Raw genomic sequence first — 8556 nt, forward strand, 5'->3', positions numbered from 1 at the left:
CAAACGCGCGGTCAGAACCCTCGGGTGCGCTTGGCCGCCCGGCGCGGCACCGCCGGGTAGAGCGACGGGAGCTCGGCACCGACCGGCAGCTTCAGGAACAGCCGGGCGATCTCCCCGCCGAGGTTCACCCCGATCGCCAGCGCCATCGCGATCGCCGCCGCCCGGAAGACCGACACCAGACCGGTGCTGGAGTGCCCCTGGGCGAAGGCGAGCATCCCGAGGTAGAGCGCCGAGCCCGGCATCAGCGGGCCGATCGCGGCGGTCACGTACGGCAGCGCCGAGTCGTTGCGGGAGCGCGCCATCAGCTGGCCGAAGAGGCCGACCAGCCCGGCCGCCACACCGGTGGCCGCGATCGGGTTGACGCCCGCGTTGTGGACCAGCGCGCCGTAGCTCGCCCAGCCGATCACACTGTTCACCGTGACCAATCCGAGCGTGCGGCGGTCGGTCTGCAGCAGCGTCGCGAAGGCCAGGGTCAGCACCATCGCGGCGACCATCTGGACCGGCGGGGAACTGACCCCGGCCAGGCTCTCGTCCGGCCGCAGCTTCGCCTCGAAGCCGACGCCCAGGTAGAGGATCACCATCACGCCGATCACGATGCCGGCGACCAGGTAGATCACTTCCAGCAGGCGGGCCGCGGCGGTGATGTAGAAGCCGGTCAGGCCGTCCTGGACGGCGGCGACCAGGGCGCGCCCCGGCAGCAGGGCGAACAGTCCGCCGGTGATCACGACCGAGCCGCGCAGGCCCCAGTCGTTGAAGGACAGGATGATCCCGGAGGCCGCGGCCGGCATCGCGGCGGCGACGAACTGGTAGAACTCCGGCAGCCGTCGCTTGGCCAGCGCGGAGGCCAGCCGGTCGCCGAGGACGGCCGCGACGAAGGCGCTGGCGAAGACCAGCCAGGCCTTGTCGTCGACCCGCCCGCCGACCAGGAAGGTCGCCGCGCCGGCCAGCAGACCGGTGGTCAGGGCGAGCATCCAGGCCGGGTACGGGTGCCGGTTGCGGCGGATCAGGGCGAGCCGGCGGTAGGCGTCGTTGACCGACACCTTCTCCGCGGTGATGTCGGCGACCAGCTCGTACACCGCGTTCAGCCGGGTGTAGTCGGAGGTGCGGCGGCGCACGACGCGGTCGGCGGTGACCGGCGGTTCGACCAGCGACGGCTGGTGCGAGATGCCGATCAGGGTGAAGGTGACCTGCGGCTCGCAGTGGTCCAGCCGGTAGGCGTGCGCGATGCCGAGCATCGCCGCCTCGACGTCTTCGGCGGCCTCGCCGCTGGCCAGCAGCAGCTCACCGATGCGCAGGGTCAGGTCGAGGATGCGGGGGACGTTGCGGGCGGCGCCTGCGGAGGGGTGCAGTTCGCGGGCGGTCCGCTCGAAGGCGGGGCGCTCGGACATGGGGGTGCGCAGCAGGGTGCGCATCCGGTCCGGCCAGGGCGCCTCGCCGGGGGCTCCGGCGGTCAGGTCCGAGACCGGGATGCCGGTGGGCGGGGTGTAGCCGGCCGCCCGCCACTCCTCGGGGGTGAGGGTGTCCTCGGCGACCGAGCGGCGGCGGGCGGGTCGCTCGTCCTCGGGGTGGCGGTCCTGCTCCGGCCGCCGCCCGACCGTCAGCCCGGGATGCGGCCCGAACGCCGCGTCGGGCACCGCATCGGCCACTGGGGCGGTCACCGGCTCGGGCGCGGCGTCCGCCACCGAGCCGGTCGCCGGTCCGGATTCCGGCTCCGGCGAAGGCTCGGGTGCAGACGTAGTCGAACGCGAAGGCGATATCGAAGGCGAAAGCGCGGGCGCGGGCTCGGGTGCCAGCAGGCCCTTGGTCTCCGTGACGGGCGGGACGAGCGGGACGACCGTGGTCGGCTCGACGAGCGGGGCGGGGTGGCCGAGCAGGCCCTCGGTGGGCGGTGCGTCGGCGGGGTGCACCGGCTTCGGGGGTGCCTGCCGCGCCTGACGGACCGCCCGGCCTCCCCTCGCCCGCTTGCCCGCACCCGGTCGGCCCCGCTTAGGCACTTCCGCTCCTTGCCACCCCTGGTGGCCGCCGGCCACCGCTCGATCTCGGGTTACACCTTGCCTGATCGAACAGCCGGACGCACATGTACGCGACGTCCCGTGGCCGGGGCGGCGGGCACCTACCCGGCGGGGTGGCGGCCGGCCGGGGCCCTGCCCGACCGGCGGGCCTCGGCAGTTCGACCACCACCGGGCACCACAGGAACCACCGGGATCACCGGGATCACCGGGACCACCGGGCCCGCGGAACCCCCGAGGTCCCCGCGACCGCCGAGATCCCCGAGACCAGCACGCCACCGGCCAGGTCGAGGACCACGGAGGTGCGGCGGTGCCTCCTCCGACTCCGGTCAGAGGCCGTAGCGCTCGGTGATCTCCTCGTGCCGGGCGAGGTCCGCGCCGGCCGCCTCGGCCAGGGCCGGCCAGGCGAGGGGGTGCGGCCAGTCGCCGGTCAGCCGGTGCAGCAGGGCGTCGGCCTCGGCGGCCGCGGCGGTCGGCGGCACCCCGAGGGCCGCGTAGATCCCGGGCAGCGTGTCACCGTCTCCGGCCGGATCGGTGATCCGGTACTGGTCCCCGCTGTACGCCCAGACCGCGTACCCGGCCTCCCGCAGCTCCTCGCGCAGGGTGTCCCACCGCTCGTCTCCCGGCCAGCCGCCGTCGATCCAGTAGGTGGTGTACCCCGCCGGGTCGAGCAGGGTGAGCATCTCGAACACCGGGCGCCAGCGCCGCTGCTCCTCCTCGGGGGCGTCCTCGGCCGGCGGGCGCTCCAGCAGTGCCGGGGCGAAGACCACCACGTCGCCGTGGTTGAGCGTCAGGTCGTCGCCGAGCACGGGCAGGATCCGGGCGGTGGCCGGGCCCGTCCGGACGGCGGGCAGGTCGGCCGTCGAGCCGTTGGTGCGGACGGCCCGGACGGTGACCAGCTGCCACTCCTCGTCCACCGGGCCCTCGGGCTCGTCGAACTCGATGCCGAGCAGCGCGCCGGCGGAGCGGACCGCGGCCCAGTCCCGGTTGGCGGTGGCGGCGGTGATCAGGTGCCAGAGGTCGGACTCCTGGACCGTCCGGTGGCCCTCCCCCGCCGGGGCGTCCTCGGCGGGCAGGGCGCGCTCCAGCAGCTCCCGGAGGAGCCGCTGCGCGGTGGCGTGGTCGCCCAGCTCGGTGGCGGCACGGGCGGCGAGGCGCCGGGTGTTGAGCACCGCGTCGTCCAGCGCCAGGATCGCCTCGCACTGCTCCAGCGCCTCCGCCCAGCGGCCCTCGGCGGCGGCCCAGCGGGCGCGGGTCCAGTGCGCGTCGGCCGGGGCGGTGGCGGCCGTCCGGTCGGCGAGGCGGCGCACGCCCTCGCCGTCCCGGGCCTCGATCAGCGCCTCGGCGAGCGCGCCGGCCAGCTCCCGGTCCTCCGGGGCGGCCTCCAGCCGCTGCCACAGCAGGTCGGCGGCGGCCCGGACGTGGCCGAGGCTGCTCAGCACGGTGGCCAGCAGCACCGCCAGCCCGGTGGCGCCGGCCTGCTCACCCCGGTACCGGTCCAGGGCGACGGAGAGCAGGTCGGCGCCGGTCTCGTAAGGCACTCCCGCCTCGGCCACGTGCGCCGCCAGCTCGCCCGGCGGGACGGGCAGCTGCGGCACCGGCAGCGCTTCGGCGGCCGCGCGCAGGGCGGCGACCTCCTCCGACACGCCGTCGGTGCGCCGCAGCTCCGTGAGCTTGCGCTCCCCGGTGGCGGCGAGCGTGAGCGCCACCGTACGGGCGCCGCGGGAGAGCGCGAGCCGGCCCGCCGCCAGCAGCAGGTCCACGCAGGGCCGGTGCGCTCCTACCCCGTCCAGGTAGCCGACCCAGCCGGCCAGCACGGCGCCCAGCGCGGCGTCGTTCTCCCAGGCCCCGGCCGCGACCAGCAGTTCGACCGTCTGCGTCCACCCGGGCCGCAGGTCGGCGTGGAGCTCTGCCTCGGCGCGGTCGGGGAGCAGGGCGAGCGCCTCCTCCGTCCGGCCGAGGGCGGCGAGCGCGCGGGCCCGCAGCAGGGCGCCCCAGCGCTGGTCGCGCTCGTCCAGCCGGTGGCCCTGCGCCTGCTCGGCCCGCTCGGCCGTCGCCAGCAGCTCCAGCACCTCCTCGTGCCGGCCCAGCAGGTGCAGGGTGCCGGCCCGGGCCTGGTGGAAGCGGAGCGAGACCCGCTGGCCGGCCGCCCGCATCCGGTTGGCGGCGGTGTCCAGGTAGTCGAGCGCCTCGGGCGCCCGGCCGTCGTCCTCCAGGGCGTCGGAGTACTCGCGGGAGAGGCAGTCGTAGCAGGCGCGGCCGGGGTCGATCCGGCCGAGCGTCTCGCCGACCACCTCCAGCCGCTCGGTCACGTACCCGGGGCCGTCGACCCGGGCGTGGCAGATGGCGAAGTCCTGCACCACGCAGACGGACTGCGGGCAGCCGGCGGTCTCCTCCCGGTGGGCGAAGTCCAGCAGGTCGACCGCCTCGGGCATCACCGACTCGCCCTGCTGGCGCTTGTTCAGCAGGTTCTGCATCCGCCAGTGCCGCAGGTACACCTCCACCCAGGGCAGGTCGAGCGCCCGCGCCGCGGCGACCGCCTCCGGGTAGAGCGCGTCGAGCTGGTCGTTGCGCCCCTCGGTGGCGTGCTCGGGCAGCTCGACGATGGCGTCGGCCAGCCGGTGGTGGCCGGCCTCGGCCAGCTGCCGGTGGGTGTCGCGCACCCACGCCCAGATGTCGGTGGTCATGCTTCGTCTTCCCCCTGCATCGTGCTGATGAGTTGTCTACCGCGGACCACTGACAATCCGTCCGTCACGCCTCGTCCCGGTCGGCTCCGGGGCGGTCCGGCAGATCCCGGTCGGCTCCGGGGCGGTCCGGCAGATCCCGGACGGCTCCGGGGCTGCCCGGCAGATCCCGGTCGGCTCCGGGGCGGTCCGGCAGGTCGGAGAGCGCGCCGGGGCTGTCCGGGACGTCCGGCAGGCCGGCCGGGACTTCGGCGGTCAGCGCCGAGACGGCGGTGGCGACGCCGGTCAGCGCGGCCGTGAGGTCGCCCTGGGCGGGCCCGGACGAGGCCGCCGCCATGATCACCTTCAGCGAGCGGAGCAGCCCGGCCGCCGTGGCGCTGCCGGTGTGTCCGGTGCGGTAGGCCGCGAGCAGGTCCTGGACCGCCGGACTGGCCAGGTTGAGGTAGAGCCGGGCCTTGACCTCGCCGTCGGTGCGGGCGGTGAAGGCCCGGGCGAGCCGCAGTGCGGCGGACGGGATCCGGGCGTCCGCCTGGTCGTCCTCGATCCGGGCCTTCAGCTCGGCCTCGCGGTCCGGGACCAGCACCAGCGGCAGGCCCGGCGGGTCGAAGCGGGCCGGCACGAGCTGTTCGCCCGGGTCGGCCAGGGCGCCTGCCAGCCAGGCCGACTCCTCCGCCGGCAGCGGGTGTTCGGGGTCGCGGAACAGCTCGCGGTTGCCCTGCTCGGAGCCCAGCTCGACCAGCCGGCAGCCGCGCAACCGGGCGTAGCGGCGCAGGAAGGGCAGGACGGCGTAGCGGTCGCCGCGCGCGATCGGCACCCGCATCGCCCGGTACAGCATCTCCTCGAACCCGCCGCCGCTGCCGAGCGCGACGTGCACCGCTCCCCCTCCGGCGGCGCGCAGCGCCCCGGCCGTGAGGTCGCCCTGCGAGGTGGGCACCGGCACGTCGTCGGCGAGCAGGGTGAACAGCCGCTCGTCGCAGAGCGCGGCGCCGAGCAGGTCCTGGCCGTGCCGGGTGAGGATGCGGCGCCAGGCGGCGGGGTGCAGCCGGGCCGTCTCGTACAGGCCGTCGACGATGGCGTCGGCGAGGGCCTTCTGGAGCGCGTGGTAGTGCTCGTCGCGCTGGAGGTCCTCGCGGCTGGCGGTGGGGGTGAGCCGGTTGGACTCGACCACGCCGCCGATGAACCCGGCCCAGCTGGGCAGCAGGTCGCGGGCGTCCTCGGCGAGGAGCATGCCGCGCAGGTAGACGGCGAGGTCACGGTTGTCGCTGCTGCCGTAGGTGCCGCCGTCCTGGACCCAGAGCAGGCCGACCGCGTCGGTGGCGCCGTCGACGGGGTGCACCGGGAAGGCGGTCAGCGGCTCGAAGCGACGGCCGAACGCGGTGGCGAAACGCATGCGGGCGGCGTACCGGTCGCCCTCCACCTGCTGCCGCCAGGGCACCTCGACGGAGTTGACCGGCTGCTCGTCCTCGCCGACGTGGACCGGGATCGGCAGCAGCACGCAGTAGCGGCCGAGGACTTCGCGCAGGACGTCCTCGTCGGCGAGGTGGGAGTGCTCGGCCTTGAGCGCGAGTTCGACCACGCTGCCCGGGCGGGGCCGGGCGGGCACCGGCTCGACCCGGTACTGCTCGCCGCCACGGCTGCGGTAGCGGTGGCCGCGTCCCGGCTCGCGGTGCGACGTGGTGGTGACGGTGACCTCGTCGGCGATCGAGAAGGCGGAGAGGAAGCCCAGCCCGAAGGCGCCGATCAGCTCCTGGTTGCCGGTCAGTTCGCGCAGCATGCGGGTGTAGCCGGTGCCGACGGTGGCGAGGTAGGAGTGGATCTCGGGCTCGGTGAGGCCGGCCCCGGTGTCCTCGATGGCGAGGGTCCGCCGGGCGGCGTCGGCGCGCACCCGGATCGACGGCCGGTGGTCGCCTTCCGGGTCCTCCAGGAGCCGGCGCGTGTGCGAGTCGTGCGCGTTCTGGACGAGTTCGCGCAGGGCGACCAGCGGGGTGGAGTAGAGGTGGGTGGCGAGGACGTTCACCAGGCCGCCGAGATCGACCTCGGTGGTCCGCAGCTCCTCGGCGGGGACGGGCTCGGGCGGGGCACCTTCAGACATGGGTCCTCAGTGTGCCAGTGCGACAATCCGTCGACCATTTCTTTCTCTCGGGCACTTGTCTGACCAAATGACGGAATCCGGTCAACCGTGAATTGACCGGACCCACCATCGGAGGAATTGCCACCCGGTCGGTGGAGTTCGTCCACCCCGCCGGTCAATGCTGGACGGGCGACGTCAGGCCCCGGCGCGCCGGAGCGGCCACTCCGGATCGCGCCCCAATTCGCACTTCCAGTCAGGGAGACCAGCGTGTCCCGTATTCGCGCAGCCGCCGCCGTCACCGCCCTCGGGGCGTTCCTCCTCGTCGGCGTCGGTGCCGCCACCGCGCACGCCGACAACGGCGCCGCCGCGATCGACCACTCCAACGGCACCGTGGTGAGCAACGCGGGCTCCGGCAACATCGTCGGCAACGTCCACGGCAACGTGGTCAACACCCAGCAGACGGCCACCGGTTCGGGCGCGAGCAACCAGAACAACGGCCTCGCCGTGACCGGCAACGCCGGGAACATCGGCGCCCTGCAGGGCAACGGCAACGTCGACGCCCTGGTCTACTCCCCGCACGCCCTCCACTAGGTTCTGTCCGACGGATCATGGCGTCGTAGGCTCCAGATCATGCACAGCACCCTGACGGAGTATGCGCGATGCCTCTACGGCGACGAGTACGGTCCTACACCGGAGTGCGACCGCGACCACCAAGAGTTCCTCTTCGTTGAGCGGCTGACCTTCGCTGACGCGGACGCGATCCTCGCCATGCTGCGTGAGCTCTGCCCACACGTGGTCGACGGCTATCTACCAGTCTGGATCCGGAATCTGGCCTATCGGTTGGTGCTTTTGCAGCGGCCTGACGAGCCGGCGCTACTGCGGGAGGCTGCCGAGAACCTGTGGATGCACGGCCCGGACTGGGACGACATCGCAGCTGGCTTGGTAGAGCGGGCCGACGCTCCGCTGGTCCTTCGGTTCGGGGATGGTGTGCTTGATCTGGCGTCGGCGCAGGTAGCGGCGGTTGCGGCGGGAGCTGTAGGCCTTGTCGCCGCCGAGGTGGTCAGGGCGGTTGCGTGGGTGCCCGCCGGCCAGGCGCTTGACCCGGATCCGTTCGAGCACGGGGATCAGCTGCGGGCTGTCGCCCCACTGGCCGGGCGTGATCAATAGCGCCAGTGGTCGGCGTCCACCTTCGCCGGCGAGGTGGATTTTGCAGGTCAGGCCGCCCCGGGAGCGTCCGAGTCCTTCGTCGGGACGGTGCTGCCGAGGCGTTGATCTTTTTTCGGGACTCGTGGCGTTCTTCGCGGGGCCCCGGCCGCGTGCTGGTGGGCCCGGCACGAGGTCGAGTCGACGCTGACCATGCTCCAGTCCACCCGGCCGTGGGCATCGGCGTCGGCCAGGACAGCTTGGAGGATCCTGTCCCAGGTACCGTCCGCCGACCAGCGCCGATGCCGCTCGTAGACGGTCTTCCAGCTCCCGAAACGCTCGGGCAGATCGCGCCACGGCACACCGGTGCGGACCCGGAACAGGATCCCGTTGATCACCAGCCGGTGGTCGCGCCAACGTCCGCCACGGCCACCGGATTTCGGCAGATGCGGCTCAAGCCGCATCCACTCGTCGTTAGTCAGATCTCCCCGCCCCACGACCAGAACAACGATCCCATTGTCGGATGGTCACAAGATCCGCCGGACAGGCCCTAGTAGTACTTCGTTAGGTCCGAAGTGGTCGGGTGTGCCCTGCCTGGCGCGTGGTGGGTAACTCGCGGTGGCAGGTGGGGCATTCGCCGGTCCAGGCC

General features: G+C 73.8%; 4 protein-coding genes and 2 pseudogenes. 2 read left to right on the forward strand and 4 right to left on the reverse strand.

The window, feature by feature from the left end; translation table 11 throughout:
* Window positions 1-11: 11 nt before the first annotated feature.
* The 3 genes from IF30_RS0130285 to IF30_RS50395 form a co-directional block, all read right to left on the reverse strand.
* The gene (locus tag IF30_RS0130285) at window positions 12-1994 is read right to left on the reverse strand and encodes a threonine/serine ThrE exporter family protein (protein WP_234322897.1); all 1983 of its coding nucleotides are present in this window, start codon (window positions 1992-1994) and stop codon (window positions 12-14) included.
* Window positions 1995-2338: 344 nt separating this feature from the next.
* On the reverse strand, window positions 2339-4696 hold the full coding sequence (locus IF30_RS0130290; protein ID WP_030244392.1) for a hypothetical protein: 2358 nt from the start codon (window positions 4694-4696) through the stop codon (window positions 2339-2341).
* Window positions 4697-4760: 64 nt separating this feature from the next.
* Window positions 4761-6785, reverse strand: coding sequence for an ATP-binding protein (locus IF30_RS50395; RefSeq protein ID WP_078891836.1), 2025 nt, complete (start codon window positions 6783-6785; stop codon window positions 4761-4763).
* A 246-nt stretch (window positions 6786-7031) separates the two neighbouring features.
* On the opposite strand from IF30_RS50395, the gene IF30_RS0130300 reads away from it, so the two are divergent.
* Window positions 7032-7355 carry a hypothetical protein gene (locus tag IF30_RS0130300; protein WP_030244395.1) on the forward strand — a complete coding sequence of 108 codons (324 nt, stop codon included), beginning with the start codon at window positions 7032-7034 and terminating at the stop codon, window positions 7353-7355.
* 39 nt (window positions 7356-7394) lie between these two features.
* Window positions 7395-7724: pseudogene (locus IF30_RS0130305) on the forward strand (hypothetical protein); the annotation flags it as partial.
* On the opposite strand, the pseudogene IF30_RS47035 reads toward IF30_RS0130305, so the two are convergent.
* A pseudogene (locus IF30_RS47035) lies at window positions 7722-8404 on the reverse strand (IS5 family transposase); the annotation flags it as partial. The pseudogenes IF30_RS0130305 and IF30_RS47035 overlap by 3 nt on opposite strands.
* Window positions 8405-8556 lie beyond the last annotated feature (152 nt).

The organism is Streptomyces sp. NRRL S-350 (assembly GCF_000719705.1).
Classification (GTDB): Bacteria; Actinomycetota; Actinomycetes; order Streptomycetales; family Streptomycetaceae; genus Kitasatospora.

Coding starts and splice junctions, on each gene's coding strand:
- IF30_RS0130290 (WP_030244392.1), bottom strand. CDS start 4,696: ATGACCACCGACATCTGGGCGTGGGTGCGCGACACCCACCGGCAGCTG.
- IF30_RS50395 (WP_078891836.1), bottom strand. CDS start 6,785: ATGTCTGAAGGTGCCCCGCCCGAGCCCGTCCCCGCCGAGGAGCTGCGG.